Consider the following 18,356-nt stretch of genomic DNA (forward strand, 5'->3'; position numbering starts at 1 on the left):
AGAATCGATGTGAAAGTACTGACTGTATTTGGCACGCGACCGGAGGCCATAAAAATGGCACCTCTGGTTCATGCGCTGGCAAAAGATCCTGATTTTGAGGCAAAAGTTTGCGTCACGGCGCAGCATCGGGAGATGCTCGATCAGGTGTTGAACCTCTTTTCCATTGTACCTGACTACGATCTCAATATTATGCAGCCAGGTCAGGGACTAACAGAAATTACCTGCCGAATACTGGAAGGATTAAAGCCAATTCTGGCTGATTTTAAACCTGACGTTGTGTTAGTTCACGGCGATACCACAACCACCATTGCTACTAGCCTGGCCGCGTTCTATCAGCGCATCCCGGTAGGGCATGTGGAGGCAGGCTTACGTACAGGCGATCTCTACTCTCCCTGGCCGGAAGAGGCGAACCGTACGCTGACCGGGCATTTGGCGATGTATCATTTTGCACCAACAGAAAACTCGCGCCAAAACCTGTTACGAGAAAACATTTCTGATAGCCGTATCTTCGTTACAGGTAATACGGTTATTGATGCGTTGATCTGGGTACGCGATCGCGTACTGGCGAGCGATGCATTGCGAGCTGAACTGGCAGAGCATTACCCATTCCTGAGCTCGGATAAAAAGATGATACTGGTGACCGGTCATCGTCGGGAAAGCTTCGGTCGCGGTTTTGAACACATTTGCCATGCGCTGGCGGAAATTGCTGCGGCCAATCAGAACGTACAGATTGTCTATCCGGTGCACCTGAATCCTAACGTCAGCGAACCGGTTAATCGCATTCTGGGTCACGTTGAAAACGTCATCCTGATTGAACCGCAGGATTACATGCCGTTTGTCTGGCTGATGAATCACGCCTGGCTGATCCTTACCGACTCTGGCGGGATTCAGGAAGAAGCCCCATCTCTGGGGAAACCCGTACTGGTGATGCGCGAAACGACGGAACGTCCGGAAGCGATTACTGCAGGCACAGTACGTCTGGTAGGGACCGACCCGCAGCGTATTGTCGAAGAAGTCACGCGTTTGCTGCATGACGAAAATGAATATCAGACCATGAGCCGCGCCCATAATCCGTATGGTGACGGGCAGGCATGTGGCCGCATTTTACACGCGTTAAAAAATAATCGGATATCGCTATGAGTTTTACGACCATTTCTGTCATTGGGCTGGGTTATATCGGACTGCCGACGGCGGCTGCCTTTGCTTCCCGTCAAAAGCATGTGATTGGCGTAGATGTAAATCAACACGCGGTGGATACCATTAATCGCGGTGAAATTCATATCGTTGAGCCAGATTTGGGCGCAGTGGTGAAAACGGCGGTCGAAAATGGATTTCTGCGTGCGACCACAACCCCTGTAGATGCGGATGCCTATCTGATTGCTGTGCCTACTCCGTTTAAGGGGGAGCACGAACCCGATATGGTTTATGTGGAAGCCGCAGCCAAGTCTCTTGCACCGGTGCTGAAAAAAGGCGCGTTGGTGATCCTTGAATCGACGTCGCCTGTCGGGGCCACTGAACAGATGGCCACATGGCTGGCTGAAATGCGTCCTGACCTGACTTTCCCGCAGCAAGTCGGTGAACACGCGGACGTTAACATTGCTTATTGCCCAGAGCGCGTGCTGCCGGGCCAGGTGATGGTTGAACTGATTAAAAACGACCGCGTGATTGGGGGAATGACCTCCGTCTGTTCCGCGCGTGCTAGCGAACTGTACAACATTTTCCTTGAGGGCGAATGTGTCGTGACCAACGCCCGTACGGCGGAAATGTGCAAACTGACTGAAAATAGCTTCCGTGACGTCAATATCGCCTTCGCCAATGAGCTGTCGCTGATTTGCGCCGATCAGGGGATCAACGTCTGGGAACTGATTCGACTGGCAAATCGCCATCCGCGCGTGAATATTTTGCAACCGGGTCCGGGGGTTGGCGGGCACTGTATCGCGGTTGATCCGTGGTTTATCGTGGCGCAGAACCCGCAGCAGGCGAAATTGATTCGCACCGCGCGTGAGGTAAACGACGGAAAGCCTCATTGGGTGGTTGATCAGGTAAAAGCTGCCGTGGCCGACTGTCTGGCGGATACCAATAAACGGGCCAGCGAAGTGAAAATTGCCTGTTTTGGTCTGGCATTTAAACCGAATATTGATGACTTACGTGAAAGCCCGGCGATGGGAATTGCGCAAAGCATCGCGCATTGGCACAAAGGCGAAACATTGGTGGTGGAACCGAATATCCATCAACTGCCGAAAAAACTGGACGGTCTGTGCCAACTGGCAGCGCTGGACGATGCCCTGGCAAGCGCCGATGTGCTGGTCTTGCTGGTCGACCATAATGAATTTAAAACCATTAAAGGCGATGCGGTTCACCAGCAATATATCGTTGATACCAAAGGGGTCTGGCGGTGAAAATCCGCGCCAGTATTGAGCCGCTTAGCTGGGAAAATACGTTCTTTGGCGTGAATAGCGCCATTGTGCGTTTTGACCAACACGCGCCGGTTCTGACTGCGGATGTGTTGCAGCCCTGGTCGCGGGTACAGGCAAAAATTCCTGCCGCCAATATCCATGAATTAGATGCCCTGCAACAGTTGGGCTTCTCACTGGTTGAAGGTGAAGTGGATTTTGTGCTGCCGGTGACGTGTGCGCATGGCGACCCCGGTGCGCAGGTCGCACAAACTACGGATATCCCTGCATTACGCCAACTGGCAGGACAGGCGTTCGCGCAAAGTCGTTTTCGCGCCCCGTGGTATGCCGCAGATGCCAGCGCGCGTTTTTACGCGCAGTGGATTGAAAACGCGGTGCTGGGGACGTTCGATCATCAATGCCTCGTTTTTCGTACACCGGCTGGTGATATTCGTGGCTATGTCTCGCTGCGTGAACTGAATGCGACCGAGGCGCGAATTGGCCTGCTGGCTGGGCGTGGCGCGGGTGCAGAACTGATGCAGGCCGCGCTTTGCTGGGCGCAGGCTCGCGGTAAAACAACATTGCGCGTGGCGACCCAAATGGGCAATACCGCCGCGCTTAAACGCTATATACACAGTGGTGCGAATGTGGAAAGCACCGCGTATTGGTTATACAGGTGACACGATGATTCCATTTAACGCACCGCCGGTGGTGGGCACTGAACTCGATTACATGCAGTCTGCGATGAACAGCGGCAAGCTGTGCGGTGACGGCGGTTTTACCCGTCGCTGCCAGCAGTGGCTGGAACAGCATTTTGGTAGCGAGAAAGTATTGCTGACGCCTTCCTGCACCGCATCGCTTGAGATGGCGGCATTGCTGCTGGATATCCAGCCTGGCGATGAAGTCATAATGCCGAGCTATACGTTTGTCTCCACGGCCAATGCTTTCGTGCTGCGCGGTGCGAAAATTGTCTTTGTTGATATCCGCCCGGATACCATGAACATTGACGAAACGCTGATTGAAGCGGCGATCACCGACAAGACCCGCGCTATCGTTCCGGTGCATTACGCGGGCGTAGCCTGTGAAATGGATACCATCATGGCGCTGGCGACCAAACATAACCTGTTTGTCGTGGAAGATGCGGCCCAGGGCGTCATGTCGACTTACAAAGGTCGTGCGCTGGGGACGATTGGTCACATCGGTTGCTTTAGCTTCCATGAGACCAAAAACTATACCGCAGGCGGTGAAGGTGGTGCGACGCTGATTAATGATAAAAAATTAGTCGAACGTGCAGAGATCATCCGTGAAAAAGGAACTAACCGCAGCCAGTTTTTCCGCGGTCAGGTGGATAAGTATACCTGGCGTGATATTGGCTCCAGCTATCTGATGTCCGATCTGCAGGCTGCCTATCTGTGGGCGCAACTGGAAGCGGCTGACCGTATTAACCAGCAGCGTCTGGCGCTGTGGCAGAACTACTATGATGCTCTCGAACCGCTGGCGCGTGCCGGACGTATCGAGCTACCTTCTGTCCCGGACGGCTGCGTGCAAAACGCCCATATGTTTTATATCAAGCTGCGCGATATCGACGATCGCACGGCGTTGATTAACTTCTTGAAAGAAGCTGAAATTATGGCGGTGTTCCACTATATCCCGCTACATGATTGTCCGGCTGGCGATAAATTCGGCGTATTTGCCGGTGTTGATCGTTTCACCACTAAAGAGAGCGAGCGTCTGCTGCGCTTGCCGCTGTTTTACAACCTGTCGCCAGTAAACCAGCGAACGGTCATTTCGACCTTACTCAACTACTTCGCCTGATATGTCGCTTGCTAAAGCGTCCTTATGGACGGCAGCCAGTACGCTGGTAAAAATTGGTGCAGGATTGCTGGTCGTGAAGCTGCTGGCGGTGTCGTTTGGCCCGGCAGGCGTGGGGCAGGCGGGTAACTTCCGCCAGATGGTCACCGTGCTTGGTGTCCTGGCGGGGGCCGGCATTTTCAACGGCGTCACGAAATATGTTGCGCAGCACCATGACGATCCGACCCAGCTCCGTAAGGTAGTCGGTACATCTTCCGCGATGGTGCTCGGATTCTCTACGCTGATGGCGGTGATTTTTCTGCTGGCGGCCGCGCCAATCAGTCAGGGATTGTTTGGCCATACTCATTATCAGGGGCTGGTAAGACTGGTTGCGCTGGTGCAGATGGGTATTGCCTGGGCGAACCTGCTGCTGGCGTTGATGAAGGGCTTTCGCGATGCGGCGGGTAACGCGCTGTCGCTGATTGTGGGTAGCCTGGTGGGCGTAGTGGCTTATTATGGCTGTTATCGCCTGGGAGGGTATGAAGGCGCTTTGCTGGGTCTGGCGTTAGTGCCCGCGTTGGTCGTTATCCCCGCCGCTATTATGCTGATTAAGCGTGGGGCAATTCCCCTGCATTACCTTAATCCCTCGTGGGATAACGGTCTGGCTGGACAGCTAAGCAAGTTTACCCTGATGGCGATGATTACCTCCGTAACGCTGCCTGTGGCATACGTGATGATGCGAAACCTGCTGGCGGCGCAGTACAGTTGGGATGATGTGGGGATTTGGCAGGGAGTAAGCAGTATCTCTGATGCTTATCTGCAATTCATTACCGCCTCATTCAGCGTTTACTTGCTTCCGACATTGTCTCGACTGACCGAAAAGCGCGACATTACGCGCGAGGTGGTTAAGTCGCTGAAGTTCGTGTTACCGGCGGTTGCCGCTGCGAGCTTTACTGTTTGGTTGCTGCGTGATTTTGCGATCTGGCTGCTTTTCTCCGCAAAATTCACCGCCATGCGCGATCTGTTTGCCTGGCAACTGGTCGGAGATGTACTGAAAGTTGGGGCGTATGTCTTTGGGTATCTGGTGATCGCGAAAGCATCGCTGCGGTTTTATATTTTGGCTGAAATTAGCCAGTTCATGTTATTGACGGTGTTTGCTCACTGGCTGATCCCTGCACACGGTGCGCTGGGAGCGGCACAGGCTTATATGGCAACGTACATCGTCTATTTTTCTCTTTGTTGTGGCGTGTTTTTACTCTGGCGTAGGCGGGCATGACTGTACTGATTCACGTTCTGGGATCGGATATCCCTCACCATAACCAAACCGTGCTGCGGTTTTTCAACGACTCGCTGGCTGCGACGAGCGAGCATGCGCGCACGTTTATGGTTGCCGGTCAGGATGCGGGACTCAGTGAGGGCTGCCCGGCGTTATCGCTAAGCTTCTACAGCGGGAAAAAGGCGCTTGCTGACGCTGTGATCGCGAAAGCAAAAGCGGATCGCCAGCAGCGTTTCTTCTTCCACGGTCAGTTCAACACCAGCCTGTGGCTGGCGCTGCTGAGTGGCGGGATTAAACCGGCGCAGTTTTACTGGCATATCTGGGGCGCTGATTTATACGAAGTCTCCAGTGGGCTGAAATTCCGCCTGTTTTACCCGATTCGCCGCATGGCACAGAATCGTGTGGGCTGCGTGTTTGCCACACGGGGCGATTTACGTTATTTCGCCGAGCAACATCCCCGTGTGCGGGGTGAGTTGCTCTATTTCCCAACGCGAATGGACCCTTCACTCAATAACATGAGCAATGATTGCCAGCGCAGCGGCAAGATGACGGTGCTGGTTGGCAACTCTGGCGATCGCAGCAATGAGCATGTTGCCGCGCTTCGCGCCGTCCATCAGCAGTTTGGCGACACGGTGAATGTGATTGTGCCGATGGGTTATCCCGCCAATAATGCGGCCTATATCGACGAGGTTCGCCAGGCCGGCCTGGCATTATTTAGCGCAGATAATCTGCAAATTTTAAGTGAAAAGCTGGAATTTGACGCTTATCTCGCGTTATTGCGTCAATGCGATTTGGGTTACTTTATTTTTGCCCGTCAACAGGGAATCGGTACCCTGTGTTTGCTGATCCAGGCGGGTATCCCATGCGTGCTCAACCGTGAAAATCCCTTCTGGCAGGATATGGTGGAACAAAATCTTCCGGTGTTATTCACCACTGATGATCTCAATGAAGGCGTCGTACGTGAAGCGCAGCGCCAGTTGGCATCAGTAGATAAAAATACTATTACCTTCTTTAGCCCGAATTATCTGCAGCCGTGGCATAACGCGCTGCGCATTGCTTCAGGAGAAACCGCATGAGCCTGATGCAATTCAGCGGTCTGCTGGTGGTCTGGTTACTCTCCACCTTGTTTATCGCCACGCTGACCTGGTTTGAGTTCCGCCGCGTACGTTTTAACTTCAATGTTTTCTTCTCATTGTTGTTCTTGCTGACGTTCTTCTTTGGGTTCCCGCTGACCAGCATCCTGGTGTTCCGCTTTGATGTGGCAGTGGCTCCGCCGGAGATCCTTCTACAGGCCTTGCTGTCAGCCGCCTGTTTCTATGCCGTCTACTACGTGACGTATAAAACGCGCTTGCGTAAGCGAGTAGAGGATAAGCCGCGCAGGCCGCTGTTTACCATCAATCGCGTTGAAGCCCATTTGACCTGGGTTATCCTGATGGCGATTGCGCTGGTGAGCGTGGGCATCTTCTTTATGCACAACGGATTCCTGCTGTTCAGACTGCAATCCTATAGCCAGATTTTTTCCAGTGAAGTCTCTGGCGTCGCTCTGAAGCGTTTCTTCTACTTCTTCATTCCGGCAATGCTGGTGGTTTATTTCTTACGTCAGGACAGCAAAGCGTGGGTGTTCTTCCTGGTGAGTACCGTCGCGTTTGGTTTGCTGACCTATATGATTGTGGGTGGGACGCGGGCCAATATCATTATCGCGTTTGCCATCTTCTTGTTTATCGGCATTATTCGCGGCTGGATTTCGCTGTGGATGTTGACCGCTGCAGGCGTGTTGGGCATTGTCGGGATGTTCTGGCTGGCGCTGAAGCGCTACGGAATGAGCGTTAGCGGCGATGAGGCGTTCTATACGTTCCTGTACCTTACGCGCGACACCTTCTCGCCGTGGGAGAACCTGGCGCTGTTGTTGCAGAATTACCACAATATTGAGTTCCAGGGGCTGGCGCCGATCGTCCGTGACTTCTACGTCTTTATCCCCTCCTGGCTGTGGCCTGGGCGGCCGAGTATTGTACTCAACTCAGCGAACTACTTTACCTGGGAAGTGTTGAACAACCACTCAGGACTGGCGATTTCGCCGACGTTAATTGGTTCACTGGTGGTGATGGGCGGGGCGCTGTTTATACCATTAGGCGCGATTGTTGTTGGGCTCATCATCAAGTGGTTCGACTGGCTGTATGAGCTAGGTAACCGAGAAACCAATCGATATAAGGCGGCGATTTTGCACAGTTTCTGTTTTGGCGCCATTTTCAATATGATTGTGTTGGCACGTGAAGGGCTGGATTCGTTTGTCTCACGAGTGGTCTTTTTCCTCGTGATTTTCGGCGTTTGCCTACTGGTGGCAAAACTGCTGTTCTGGCTATTCGATAGCGCGGGACTCATCCATAAACGAATCAAATCGCTGCCCCGTACACAGATTGAAGGATCGTAATGACAGATAACACAACTGCGCCGCTGTATTCGTTGCGCGGATTACAACTGATTGGTTGGCGCGATATGCAACATGCGCTGAATTACCTGTTTGCCGAAGGACACCTCAGGTCTGGGACGCTGGTGGCTATCAACGCTGAGAAGATGCTGACAGCAGAAGATAACCCTGAAGTGAGGGAGCTGATCAACGCCGCGGAGTTCAAATATGCGGATGGGATTAGCGTGGTGCGTTCGGTGCGCAAAAAATTCCCGCAGGCACAGGTTTCACGCGTGGCCGGAGCTGACCTTTGGGAAGCGCTGATGGCGCGAGCCGGGCAAAACGGAACGCCTGTTTTCCTGGTGGGTGGCAAGCCTGAAGTTCTGGCGCAAACAGAAGCAAAACTACGTGCGCAGTGGCGCGTGAACATTGTGGGTAGTCAGGACGGTTATTTTGCCCCAGAGCAGCGTCAGGCGTTGTTTGAGCGTATTCACGCCAGCGGTGCGCAAATTGTGACGGTGGCGATGGGTTCGCCAAAACAAGAGATCTTTATGCGTGATTGCCGCAAGACTCACCCTGACGCGCTGTATATGGGCGTGGGAGGTACCTACGACGTCTTTACCGGTCACGTTAAGCGCGCACCTAAAATCTGGCAAAATCTGGGGCTGGAGTGGCTGTATCGCTTATTGTCGCAGCCGAGCCGTATTACTCGACAACTTCGCTTATTACGCTATCTCCGCTGGCACTATACCGGCAACCTCTGACGCCCTCTCTCCTCTGGTAAGTAGCGTGATCTGCTAATTACGCTACTTATTCACAACATTATCGCTGCTTTCTCGCACAATCTATTTATTTTTTGAATGCTTTAATTGCCATTTAAGCGATTTTAGGAAACCATTCGCAACAATCATTGCAGTGCCATGGTGTGTTTGGCGCCAACCGTTAAGCGGTCGGTGCCGTATGGCCTGTTATGGCATAACAAGATGTACCCATAACGAGAACCGGTAATACCGGACAGCATGCAAACACAACAAGAGGATTTATGGCCGAGAACAAACCTGAGCTACAGCGTGGGCTGGAGGCTCGTCACATCGAATTAATTGCCCTTGGGGGCACTATTGGCGTTGGGCTATTTATGGGGGCCGCCAGTACCCTTAAATGGGCGGGACCTTCGGTTCTGCTGGCGTATATCGTCGCCGGGCTGTTCGTCTTTTTCATCATGCGTTCTATGGGGGAGATGTTATTCCTCGAGCCGGTTGCCGGTTCATTCGCTGTTTACGCCCACCGTTATATGAGCCCCTTCTTTGGCTATCTTACCGCCTGGTCATACTGGTTTATGTGGATGGCGGTGGGGATCTCAGAGATTACCGCCATCGGGGTGTACGTACAGTTCTGGTTCCCGGAAATGGCACAATGGATACCCGCACTGATCGCAGTCGGACTGGTTGCGCTGGCAAACCTCGCAGCGGTTCGCCTGTATGGTGAAATTGAGTTCTGGTTTGCCATGATCAAAGTGACCACCATCATTGTGATGATCGTCATTGGGGTTGGGGTGATTTTCTTCGGCTTCGGCAATGGCGGCCAGGCGATTGGTTTTGGCAACCTGACCGAGCACGGTGGCTTCTTTGCTGGGGGCTGGAAGGGCTTCCTGACGGCATTGTGTATTGTTGTGGCGTCTTACCAGGGCGTGGAGCTGATCGGCATCACTGCAGGGGAAGCGAAGAATCCACAGGTCACGCTGCGTAGCGCGGTGGGTAAAGTGTTGTGGCGCATTCTGATTTTCTACGTTGGTGCGATTTTTGTCATCGTCACTATTTTCCCGTGGAATGAGATTGGCAGCAACGGTAGCCCGTTTGTGCTCACCTTTGCCAAGATTGGTATTACTGCTGCGGCAGGGATTATTAACTTTGTGGTGCTGACGGCGGCGCTGTCTGGATGTAACAGCGGCATGTATAGCTGTGGGCGTATGCTCTACGCGCTGGCAAAGAATCGCCAGCTTCCTGCCGTTGTTGGAAAAGTATCACGCCATGGCGTGCCGGTTGCCGGAGTGGCTATTTCTATCGCGATCCTGCTGATTGGCTCATGCCTGAACTACATCATTCCTAACCCGCAGCGCGTGTTTGTTTATGTCTATAGTGCCAGCGTGCTGCCGGGGATGGTGCCGTGGTTTGTGATCCTGATAAGCCAGTTGCGTTTCCGTCAGGCGCATAAAGCGGCGATTGCCAGTCATCCATTCCGCTCCATTCTGTTCCCGTGGGCGAATTATTTGACGATGGCGTTCCTGATTTGCGTATTAATTGGCATGTACTTTAATGAAGATACCCGAATGTCGCTTTTTGTTGGCATGGGTTTCTTACTGGCCGTGACGCTCATTTATAAGGTTTTTGGTCTGAATCGTCATGGCACAGCCCATAAATTGCGGGAATAAGCGACAAAACGCACAAACCATGACCAAACGATAATTTATTTTAAAAAAGCACTAGACAGAAGACCGAGACCTCCGTAATATCCAGCCCCGCAACGGCGCTAAGCGCCCGTAGCTCAGCTGGATAGAGCGCTGCCCTCCGGAGGCAGAGGTCTCAGGTTCGAATCCTGTCGGGCGCACCATTTAGTAGGGTGCCAGAGCTGCGGTGGTTTTAATACCGCGTAAAAGATTTGCAGTGGTGGCTATAGCTCAGTTGGTAGAGCCCTGGATTGTGATTCCAGTTGTCGTGGGTTCGAATCCCATTAGCCACCCCATTAATTTAAAGTTGTGAAATGCGAAGGTGGCGGAATTGGTAGACGCGCTAGCTTCAGGTGTTAGTGTCCTTAGGATGTGGGGGTTCGAGTCCCCCCCCTCGCACCACGACTTAAAGAATTGAACTAAAAATTCAAAAAGCAGTAAAACGGCGAGTAGCGCAGCTTGGTAGCGCAACTGGTTTGGGACCAGTGGGTCGGAGGTTCGAATCCTCTCTCGCCGACCAATTTTGAACCCCGCTTCGGCGGGGTTTTTTGTTTTCAGATTTTCCCTTCTTAGCCTTCGCACCTGCGAATTTCCTGAAGTCTTAAAAAGTCCGAATACCTGGTTTTTGCAGTGCAATCGTGGCATGCGTTGTGCAATAATATGCGGGTAGATGCTCATTCCATCTCTTATGTTCGCCATCTGGCCTCATAAACTCAGGAATGATGCAGAGCCGTTTACGGTGCTTATCGTCCACAGACAGATGTCGCTCAAGCCTCATCAAACACCATGGACATAACGTTGAGTGAAGCACCCATTTATGTTGTCATACAGACCTGTTTAACGCCTGCTCCTTACCGAGCGGGCGTTTTTTTATGCATAAACAAAATCCTTCGGGCGACTTCTCGAAGGATTTTGTTTATACGATTGAAAATATGTAGGCCCGGTAAGCGAAAGCGCCACCGGGCATTCAGGAGTTACTGCGGGGGATTGTTGTTCTGCAGCGTCAACATCAGGCCATCACGGCGCATGGTGGCGGCTTCTTCCGGCTGGTGCAGTCTGTCCAGCGCGTCAGCAAGCCAGGCGTAGTCATAGGCATCCGGGCGCTGTTTGAGAGCGGCACGGAAGGCGAGCGTAGCTTCCTGCCATTCCCCATGCTTCATTAACGACTGACCCAGCGTACTCCACAGCAACGGGCGATCGCCCACGGCTTTAATCTGCTGGCGCAGCACTTTTTCTATCTGTTCCGGATTATTGGTTTTCAGACGCGGGATCGGCAGCACCAGGCGGTCATCGTACTGACGTTTCAAACCATCAATGATGACCTGCTGCGCCGTATCGTGATCGTCACACTCAATCAGATGTTCAGCCATCGCTACCTGCAAAGCAACCTGATGACGGGTTTTACGGCTCTGGTTTTTCCACCATGCACGCAGCCCCTCGCTGCCCTGATCGGCGCGGACCTGATCCATCAAGCCAACCCATGCCTGTTGTTCCAGCATGGCGCGGTGCTCGTCATCACCCACATGTGCTTTTACCATGGATGGGATGATATCCAGCAAGGAGCTCCATGCGCCGGTGCGAATGTAAGCCTGCTCAGCCAGACGCAGTACTTCCGGATGACGTGGCGTCACTTCCAGCAGTTTGTCTATGCTGTGGCGTGCGGCGTGATTTTCATTACGCGCCAGTTGCAGGCGAACGCGAGCGATTTCTACCGGGATCGTATCATTTCCGGCCAGTTCGGCAGCACGCTCAAGGTGTTGGTTGGCGCGCGCTTCGTCACCGCGCTGCTGAGCCGCTTCTGCCGCCAGCAGGTAATTCACTACCGGCTGTTCTGCATGATCGGCATTTTTCGACATCAGCTTCTCAACCTGCTGATAGTCACCTTCTGCCAGTTTGAGCAGCGCCTGTTCGGTCTGCTTACGGGCGCGACGACGCTTACGACCCACAAACCACCCACGGGTATGTGCGCCGGTTCGGAAAATTCGGCGCAACAGCCATTCAATCGCAAACAGGACGACCATGGCGACGATCAGGATGATCACCAGGCCCGTCACGCTGGTTTCGATATTGTAGTTATCCGTCTGGATCAGCACGTAACCCTGATGACCGGCTATCATAGGACCGACGACGATCCCGGCGATCAACAGCACAAAGAGCAACAATACTTTTAGCATCATTATTCTCCTTGCGGCGCGGTTGCCGGAGCGTCTGTCGAAGGCGCTGGCGCTGCTGCTACCGGTGCTGTGGCAGGCTGCGCCAGTAAATTACGTACGCGGGTCTGCATTAACTTGTCGAGAATAGCCTGGCTCTGCAGCGATTCTGGAACATCCATACTGATGCTTTGTTGGCTCAGCTGATCTACTTCGTCAAGGAACGCTTTGGTCGTTGCGTCGTCGGTGTCGTAGTAGGCGCGCACCCATGTAGAAACGTTTTCCAGCGCCTGGCGGTATGTCTCTTCCTGATGACGCGGCACGGCCTGGGCAGCCACTAACAGGCGGGAGCGGATGTTCTCTCGTAAGTAAACGTCCTGGTTCGGCGCCAGCAGCGGGACGGCGGTTTCATCACGACGGCGAATAGTGATAAAGCTGTCCATAAAGTTCTGCCAGCTTTTTTGCAGATTGACGCGCCATTCGCTAATTGAGCTGGAAAGCTCGCTGCTGTCTGAGTCCATTGGAGAATCGTCGGTGTCGTTGTCGGCCAGACGCAGGTTATCAATCTGATTAGAGAGCTGATTCACTTTCAGGATAATGCCGTCATAGTCGACCTGAGTCACCGCGGAGAGGCTCGCAATGTCGTCAGTAATCGCGCGACGGGCGGTAATTAAGCTCGGGTCGTTCATATCTGCCAGACTGGCGTCGGCGCTTTTCAACAGCGCCGCGGCGGTAGTGACGTCCTGATCGCTCCATAATTTGCGACCGGCCAGTTTCACCAGAAAATCAGCCTGCGCCAGCAGCCATGTGCCAGCATCGCTGCCGGAGATGGTGGCGACTTTTTGCTGGACTTCATCAAGCTGTTTGACCAGCGCGGCCTGCTGGCGAGTGGCTTCATCCAACTGCGTTGCCTGCTGTTTAATAATACCTTCCAGCTCAGCTTTTTGGCTTTCCTGCGCTTTTTGCAGTGCCGTCAGCTGGTTCGCCAGCGCATCGCTGGTTGCCGTTTGTGTTGTTGCCTGTTGTTTCCCCCAGCCGTATAACCCAACGCCTGCAGCCAGCGCAATAGCAATCGCCACAGCGCTCAGAATCAGCGCCGTGCTGTTCTTACTCTTTTTTTCAGTATTAACTGGCTGTGACGTGGTTTCCACGGCCTCCCTGGTCTCTTCAACCACGGCGGAGGATTTTTCTTGTTCCGTCATTATGGCATCCCATTATGAGAGTTATTGTAATGCGCGTAGTAGCGCATCGTTGTCGGCGTTATCAGCGACCTTAATATCTTGCCAGCCCAGTTCCCGGGCGAGGTGCGCCAGACGCTCACTGACGACCAACAGCCGACAGCGTAGTAACCAGTGCTCACGATACCACTGCGGAATGAGCGACCAGAGCTGTTGTAGCATCTCTCCGCTGGTGACAACCACCGTGGTTACGCCACGGGATTGCCAGCGCATCGCTTCTTCCGCACCATCGTAATGTTTTGCACTGCGTTGATAACATTCACAAAAATCGACATCGGCTCCGCGTGCCGTTAGGGTTTCACCTATCAGCTCCCGGCCACCGTTGCCGCGTAATATAAGCGCGCGTTTTCCCGCAATATTTTGTAATTCAGGTAATTGTAGCAAGACTTCGCTAATTTCCCGATCCAGAGGGTAGTGAATATTGAAGCCGCTAACAGTATGCAGCGCCAGCGCCGTTGTACGGCCAATGGCAAAATAACGTGGAAGGGATGGCCAGCTTTTCTCTTGCTGGCGAAGTTCGGCATCTGCAAAGGTAACGGCGTGCTGCGAGAGGGCGAAGACCAGATCGTTCTCCGTCAGCGCCGACAGTCGGGAAGCAACCGTTGCCAGTTCCCGACCAGGTGAAAACTCGATGAGCGGAAAACTCCAGGCCACCTGCCCCAGTGTGCGCAGTCGGCTCACTAACTCTTCCCCTGCGGGAGACGGGCGGGTGACCAGAATACTCATGCGGGGGCTTCTCCGTTATAAACTTCCGCCAGAATGGCGCGCGCACCGTTCTCCAGCAGTTCTTCTGCCAGAGAGATACCCATCTGTTCGGCATCCTGTGTGGCGCCGCGACGTTCTCCGCATACCATCTGTGAACCGTCAGGCGCGCCGACCAGCGCACGTAGCCAAATCTCACCGTCGATGATTTCGGCATAGCTACCAATAGGTACCTGACATCCCCCTTCCAGGCGGGTGTTCATGGCGCGTTCTGCTTTGACGCGTAGCGCGGTCTCTTCATGGTTGAGCGGCGCTAACAGTGCCTGAGTGCGCATATCATCCAGTCGACATTCTATGCCTACTGCGCCTTGCCCGACAGCGGGCAGGGAGATTTCCGGCGGCAGAGCGGTGCGGACTCGCGACTCAAGACCTAAACGTTTTAATCCGGCGACAGCCAGAATAATGGCGTCATAATCGCCGTTATCCAGTTTGCTGAGGCGCGTGCCTACGTTGCCGCGCAGCGAACGGATGACGAGATCCGGGCGACGCTTCGCCAACTGGCACTGGCGGCGCAAACTGGATGTCCCGACGATGCTGCCTGCGGGGAGTTCATCCAGCGAGTTGTACTTATTTGATACGAAAGCATCACGCGGATCCTCTCGCTCACAAATGGTGACCAGCCCAAGACCATCAGGGAATTCAACCGGCACATCCTTCATGGAATGCACAGCGATATCGGCGCGTTTTTCCAGCAGCGCGACTTCCAACTCTTTAACAAACAACCCTTTCCCCCCGACCTTCGCCAGCGGGGTATCAAGGATCACATCGCCACGGGTTACCATAGGAACCAGTTCCACGATCAGACCGGGGTGGTTTGCCATTAAGGCGTCTTTGACATAATGTGCCTGCCAGAGCGCAAGGGGGCTTTGGCGTGTGGCAATTCTCAAAACATTGTCTAACATGCTTGTTACCGTCATTATCAATCATTGACCATCCTAACATCCTTATCAAAGGGATGTCAGCGTTACGCTCAAACGTAAGTGAGAGGAAAAGGCGCTGCATCATCACTGGCAGTGAATAATGACGAGAAACCTCCCGACCGTATGAAGGAATTTACACGTAACGAACGGTGCTACACTTGTATGTAGCGCATCTTTCTTTACGGTCAATGAGCAAGGTGTTAAATTGATCACGTTTTAGACCATTTTTTCGGCTGAACAGCATAAAAAAATATGGGCGGAAAACAGGTAACGGTTATTTTTGACATACGGTTTATCCGAATTGATGGCGATTATTGTGAGCGCTTGCGCCGCGGCAATCGACAACATGACGGATAGCAACATCAGGCGATACGTCTTGTACCTCTATATTGAGACTCTGAAACAGAGACTGGATGCCATAAATCAACTGCGTGTGGATCGCGCGCTTGCTGCCATGGGACCTGCCTTCCAGCAGGTATACAGTCTGCTGCCGACATTATTGCACTACCACCATCCGCTGATGCCGGGTTACCTCGATGGTAACGTTCCCAAAGGCATATGCTTTTACACGCCTGATGAAACCCAACGCCACTACCTGAACGAACTGGAACTGTACCGCGGTATGTCGCCGCAGGATCCTCCCAAGGGCGAACTGCCGATCACCGGCGTTTACTCAATGGGCAGCACCTCTTCGGTAGGGCAAAGCTGTTCCTCTGACCTTGATATCTGGGTCTGCCATCAATCCTGGCTGGATAGCGAAGAGCGCCAGCTGCTGCAGCGAAAATGTAGCCTGCTGGAAAGCTGGGCCGCCTCGCTGGGCGTAGAAGTCAGTTTCTTCCTGATTGATGAAAACCGTTTCCGTCACAATGAAAGCGGCAGTCTGGGTGGTGAAGACTGTGGCTCGACGCAGCATATCCTGTTGCTTGATGAATTCTATCGCACCGCTGTGCGCCTCGCGGGTAAACGTATTCTGTGGAATATGGTGCCTGGCGACGAAGAAGAGCATTACGACGATTACGTCATGACGCTCTACGCACAGGGGGTGTTAACGCCAAACGAATGGCTGGATCTCGGCGGGCTCAGTTCGCTTTCCGCCGAAGAGTACTTTGGCGCCAGCCTCTGGCAGTTGTACAAGAGTATCGACTCCCCGTACAAAGCGGTGCTGAAAACGCTGCTGCTGGAAGCCTATTCCTGGGAATACCCCAATCCACGCCTGTTGGCGAAAGATATTAAACAGCGCCTGCATGATGGCGAGATCGTCTCTTTTGGTCTCGATCCTTACTGCATGATGCTGGAGCGCGTTACCGAGTACCTCACGGCGATCGAAGATCCGACGCGCCTGGATTTAGTGCGTCGATGTTTCTACTTAAAAGTGTGTGAGAAACTGAGCCGTGAGCGCGCCTGCGTGGGCTGGCGTCGTGAAGTATTAAGTCAGTTAGTGAAAGAGTGGGGCTGGGATGACGCCCGTCTGACCATGCTGGATAACCGCGCTAACTGGAAGATTGACCAGGTACGCGAAGCGCATAACGAACTGCTCGATGCGATGATGCAGAGCTATCGTAACCTGATCCGCTTTGCGCGGCGCAATAACCTCAGCGTCAGCGCCAGCCCGCAGGATATCGGCGTGCTGACCCGTAAGCTGTATGCCGCGTTTGAAGCGTTGCCGGGTAAAGTCACGCTGGTGAACCCACAGATATCTCCGGATCTCTCGGAACCGAATCTGACCTTTATCCATGTACCGCCGGGTCGTGCTAACCGTTCAGGTTGGTATCTCTACAACCGCGCGCCTAACATGGACTCGATCATCAGCCATCAGCCGCTGGAATATAACCGCTATCTCAACAAGCTGGTGGCGTGGGCCTGGTTCAACGGCCTGCTGACCTCGCGTACGCATTTGTTTATTAAGGGCAACGGCATTGTTGATTTGCCGAAGCTACAGGAAATGGTCGCCGACGTGTCGCACCACTTCCCGCTGCGACTGCCTGCACCAACGCCGAAAGCGCTCTATAGCCCATGCGAAATTCGCCATCTGGCGATTATCGTTAACCTCGAATATGACCCAACGGCCGCATTCCGTAATCAGGTGGTACATTTTGATTTCCGTAAGCTGGATGTCTTCAGCTTTGGCGAAGAGCAAAATTGCCTGGTAGGAAGCGTCGACCTGCTGTACCGCAACTCGTGGAATGAAGTGCGTACGCTGCACTTCAACGGCGAGCAGGCGATGATTGAAGCGTTAAAAACGATTCTGGGCAAAATGCACCAGGATGCCGCGCCGCCGGATAGCGTCGAGGTCTTCTGCTATAGCCAGCATCTGCGCGGTTTAATTCGCACCCGCGTGCAGCAACTGGTGTCTGAGTGCATCGAGCTACGCCTCTCCAGTACCCGTCAGGAAACCGGACGTTTCAAAGCGCTGCGTGTTTCCGGCCAGACGTGGGGATTGTTCTTCGAGCGCCTGAACGTTTCGGTACAGAAGCTGGAAAACGCAATTGAATTCTATGGTGCGATTTCACATAACAAACTGCACGGCCTTTCCGTCCAGGTTGAGACCAACCATGTGAAACTGCCGTCGGTGGTCGACGGTTTTGCCAGCGAAGGGATTATTCAGTTCTTTTTTGAAGAAACGGGTGATGAGCAGGGCTTTAATATCTACATTCTGGACGAAAGCAATCGGGCTGAGGTGTATCACCACTGCGAAGGTAGCAAAGAGGAGTTGGTACGCGACGTCAGCCGTTTCTACTCATCGTCGCACGATCGTTTTACCTACGGCTCCAGCTTCATCAACTTTAACCTGCCGCAGTTCTATCAGATTGTGAAAACCGACGGGCGCGCGCAGGTGATTCCGTTCCGTACCCAACCGATTAGCGCTGTTCCGCCAGCCAGTCAGGACAACGACACGCCGCTGTTACAGCAGTATTTCTCGTGAGTTAACTTGCCCGGTGGCGCTATGTTTACCGGGCCTACAGTAGGCCGGATAAGCAA

General features: G+C 53.4%; 14 protein-coding genes and 4 tRNA genes. 14 read left to right on the forward strand and 4 right to left on the reverse strand.

Annotation, left to right across the window (positions count from 1 at the left end; all coding sequences use genetic code 11):
• The first annotated feature begins 9 nt into the window (after nt 1-9).
• The 13 genes from wecB (at nt 10) to OGY72_RS15810 (ending at nt 10,827) form a co-directional block, all read left to right on the forward strand.
• On the forward strand, nt 10-1,140 hold the full coding sequence (wecB, locus tag OGY72_RS15750) for a non-hydrolyzing UDP-N-acetylglucosamine 2-epimerase (RefSeq protein ID WP_149282140.1): 1,131 nt from the start codon (nt 10-12) through the stop codon (nt 1,138-1,140).
• Complete coding sequence (wecC, locus tag OGY72_RS15755) at nt 1,137-2,399, forward strand: UDP-N-acetyl-D-mannosamine dehydrogenase (RefSeq protein ID WP_286548250.1); 1,263 nt, start codon at nt 1,137-1,139, stop codon at nt 2,397-2,399. The genes wecB and wecC overlap by 4 nt, the downstream gene beginning before the upstream one ends.
• Nucleotides 2,396-3,073, forward strand: coding sequence for a dTDP-4-amino-4,6-dideoxy-D-galactose acyltransferase (rffC, locus tag OGY72_RS15760; protein ID WP_148362633.1), 678 nt, complete (start codon nt 2,396-2,398; stop codon nt 3,071-3,073). The genes wecC and rffC overlap by 4 nt, the downstream gene beginning before the upstream one ends.
• A 4-nt stretch (nt 3,074-3,077) precedes the next feature.
• The gene (rffA, locus tag OGY72_RS15765) at nt 3,078-4,208 is read left to right on the forward strand and encodes a dTDP-4-amino-4,6-dideoxygalactose transaminase (RefSeq protein ID WP_126319698.1); all 1,131 of its coding nucleotides are present in this window, start codon (nt 3,078-3,080) and stop codon (nt 4,206-4,208) included.
• 1 nt (nt 4,209) lies between these two features.
• On the forward strand, nt 4,210-5,460 hold the full coding sequence (wzxE, locus tag OGY72_RS15770; protein WP_286548256.1) for a lipid III flippase WzxE: 1,251 nt from the start codon (nt 4,210-4,212) through the stop codon (nt 5,458-5,460).
• Nucleotides 5,457-6,536, forward strand: coding sequence for a TDP-N-acetylfucosamine:lipid II N-acetylfucosaminyltransferase (locus OGY72_RS15775; RefSeq protein ID WP_286548258.1), 1,080 nt, complete (start codon nt 5,457-5,459; stop codon nt 6,534-6,536). The genes wzxE and OGY72_RS15775 overlap by 4 nt, the downstream gene beginning before the upstream one ends.
• Nucleotides 6,533-7,888, forward strand: a complete 1,356-nt coding sequence (wzyE, locus tag OGY72_RS15780) for an ECA oligosaccharide polymerase (RefSeq protein ID WP_286548260.1) — start codon at nt 6,533-6,535, stop codon at nt 7,886-7,888. The genes OGY72_RS15775 and wzyE overlap by 4 nt, the downstream gene beginning before the upstream one ends.
• Entirely contained in the window at nt 7,888-8,628 is a 741-nt protein-coding gene (gene wecG, locus OGY72_RS15785; protein ID WP_003828982.1) for a lipopolysaccharide N-acetylmannosaminouronosyltransferase, read from the forward strand. Before wzyE ends, wecG begins: the two co-directional genes overlap by 1 nt.
• 278 nt (nt 8,629-8,906) lie before the next feature.
• Nucleotides 8,907-10,292 (forward strand): bifunctional threonine/serine APC transporter ThrP, encoded by a 1,386-nt coding sequence (gene thrP / locus OGY72_RS15790; RefSeq protein WP_003828980.1) that lies wholly within the window; start codon nt 8,907-8,909, stop codon nt 10,290-10,292.
• Between the two features lie 102 nt (nt 10,293-10,394).
• Nucleotides 10,395-10,471, forward strand: a tRNA-Arg gene (locus tag OGY72_RS15795).
• Nucleotides 10,472-10,527: 56 nt separating this feature from the next.
• Nucleotides 10,528-10,603 (forward strand) — tRNA-His (locus OGY72_RS15800).
• A gap of 20 nt (nt 10,604-10,623) precedes the next feature.
• Nucleotides 10,624-10,709, forward strand: a tRNA-Leu gene (locus tag OGY72_RS15805).
• Nucleotides 10,710-10,750: 41 nt separating this feature from the next.
• Nucleotides 10,751-10,827, forward strand: a tRNA-Pro gene (locus OGY72_RS15810).
• A gap of 454 nt (nt 10,828-11,281) precedes the next feature.
• Here OGY72_RS15810 and hemY read toward each other — a convergent pair.
• The 4 genes from hemY to hemC are packed head-to-tail and all read right to left on the reverse strand — an operon-like array spanning nt 11,282 to nt 15,359.
• On the reverse strand, nt 11,282-12,481 hold the full coding sequence (gene hemY / locus OGY72_RS15815; protein ID WP_191236361.1) for a protoheme IX biogenesis protein HemY: 1,200 nt from the start codon (nt 12,479-12,481) through the stop codon (nt 11,282-11,284).
• A gap of 2 nt (nt 12,482-12,483) precedes the next feature.
• Entirely contained in the window at nt 12,484-13,659 is a 1,176-nt protein-coding gene (gene hemX, locus OGY72_RS15820) for a uroporphyrinogen-III C-methyltransferase (RefSeq protein WP_286548263.1), read from the reverse strand.
• A 21-nt stretch (nt 13,660-13,680) separates the two neighbouring features.
• Nucleotides 13,681-14,421 (reverse strand): uroporphyrinogen-III synthase, encoded by a 741-nt coding sequence (gene hemD, locus OGY72_RS15825; RefSeq protein WP_003828974.1) that lies wholly within the window; start codon nt 14,419-14,421, stop codon nt 13,681-13,683.
• Entirely contained in the window at nt 14,418-15,359 is a 942-nt protein-coding gene (gene hemC / locus OGY72_RS15830; RefSeq protein WP_063941785.1) for a hydroxymethylbilane synthase, read from the reverse strand. Before hemC ends, hemD begins: the two co-directional genes overlap by 4 nt.
• Before the next feature lie 394 nt (nt 15,360-15,753).
• Here hemC and cyaA point away from each other — a divergent pair, with 394 nt between their 5' ends.
• The gene (gene cyaA, locus OGY72_RS15835) at nt 15,754-18,300 is read left to right on the forward strand and encodes a class I adenylate cyclase (protein WP_032934207.1); all 2,547 of its coding nucleotides are present in this window, start codon (nt 15,754-15,756) and stop codon (nt 18,298-18,300) included.
• Nucleotides 18,301-18,356: the final 56 nt, after the last annotated feature.

The organism is Citrobacter sp. Cpo221 (assembly GCF_030332345.1).
Taxonomy (GTDB): domain Bacteria; phylum Pseudomonadota; class Gammaproteobacteria; order Enterobacterales; family Enterobacteriaceae; genus Citrobacter; species Citrobacter portucalensis.

Coding starts and splice junctions, on each gene's coding strand:
- thrP (WP_003828980.1), top strand. CDS start 8,907: ATGGCCGAGAACAAACCTGAGCTACAGCGTGGGCTGGAGGCTCGTCAC.
- hemD (WP_003828974.1), bottom strand. CDS start 14,421: ATGAGTATTCTGGTCACCCGCCCGTCTCCCGCAGGGGAAGAGTTAGTG.
- wzxE (WP_286548256.1), top strand. CDS start 4,210: ATGTCGCTTGCTAAAGCGTCCTTATGGACGGCAGCCAGTACGCTGGTA.
- wecC (WP_286548250.1), top strand. CDS start 1,137: ATGAGTTTTACGACCATTTCTGTCATTGGGCTGGGTTATATCGGACTG.
- OGY72_RS15775 (WP_286548258.1), top strand. CDS start 5,457: ATGACTGTACTGATTCACGTTCTGGGATCGGATATCCCTCACCATAAC.
- wecG (WP_003828982.1), top strand. CDS start 7,888: ATGACAGATAACACAACTGCGCCGCTGTATTCGTTGCGCGGATTACAA.
- wzyE (WP_286548260.1), top strand. CDS start 6,533: ATGAGCCTGATGCAATTCAGCGGTCTGCTGGTGGTCTGGTTACTCTCC.
- rffA (WP_126319698.1), top strand. CDS start 3,078: ATGATTCCATTTAACGCACCGCCGGTGGTGGGCACTGAACTCGATTAC.
- hemC (WP_063941785.1), bottom strand. CDS start 15,359: ATGTTAGACAATGTTTTGAGAATTGCCACACGCCAAAGCCCCCTTGCG.
- hemX (WP_286548263.1), bottom strand. CDS start 13,659: ATGACGGAACAAGAAAAATCCTCCGCCGTGGTTGAAGAGACCAGGGAG.
- hemY (WP_191236361.1), bottom strand. CDS start 12,481: ATGCTAAAAGTATTGTTGCTCTTTGTGCTGTTGATCGCCGGGATCGTC.